Genomic DNA, 839 nt, shown 5'->3' with positions numbered 1-839 from the left:
CTCCTTGATTCCCAGCCTCTGACCGGCGAGCACGGTCGAGACGTTGATCTTCTTCCTGTGCATGCAGATGCGGCCGCAAGCGGTAACCAGGATGTCGCGGTCGTGGAACGGGTATTCCAGTTCCGGCAGGCCCTCATAGGCTCTTGAGGACGGCGTGTAGAGCTCGGCCGGGGTGCGCATGGCGAGCGCCTCGTGTGGCCTTTCCTCGTTGAATTCGCTGATGAAAGCGTCGAACCTCGCCTGCTGCTGGAGGATGTTCATGCCGGGCGGCCTGGTCGTCTCTTTCTTTAAGGTCAGATGCATGCGCTCGTGGCGGCCGTTCTGTTGCGGGTTGCCCGGCTGGATGCGCTCGATGACGATGCCGAGCCTGAGCCAGAACACCGACAGGCGCGAGAGATTGTAGAGGCCGTTAGGCGAAGCGAAGGGGAGCCCGTTGTCGGAGCGGATGGCGGCGGGCAGGCCGCGCTCCCTGAACAGCCGCACGAAGGCCTCGATGACCGGCGTCTCCTTTGTCGATTCGAGCGCTTCGCAGGCGAGCACATAGCGCGAGGTCTGGTCGGTGACCGTCAGGGGGTAACAGTAGCTACCGTTGCCGAGCCTGAACTCCCCCTTGAAGTCGGTGCACCACAGATCGTTAGGGGCGGCGGCTTGCGACAGCGGCGTGCCCACGGCCTTGTTCGCCGGGTTCCTCTTGCGGGCCTGGCTCACAAGGCCGTGACGGTCGAGCACGGCATGCACGGTGCTTTTGGCCGGGATACGTACATCACCGGCGAGCTTCCTGACCAGCAACTCCCTGATCTTGCGAGCGCCCCAATGCGGCTTCTCGCGCTTGGTCTCGA

Annotated in this window: 1 protein-coding gene; it reads right to left on the bottom strand. The window is 63.8% G+C overall.

Features of this window, described 5'->3' with window-relative positions; all coding sequences use genetic code 11:
• A partial coding sequence (locus tag NKH29_RS32560; RefSeq protein ID WP_353001433.1) for an integrase core domain-containing protein occupies positions 1-839 on the bottom strand: 839 nt, incomplete at both ends.

Origin of the sequence: Mesorhizobium sp. M1295 (assembly GCF_040318135.1) — a bacterium.
GTDB lineage: Bacteria > Pseudomonadota > Alphaproteobacteria > Rhizobiales > Rhizobiaceae > Mesorhizobium.
This window is presented reverse-complemented; position numbering and strand designations above follow the sequence as displayed.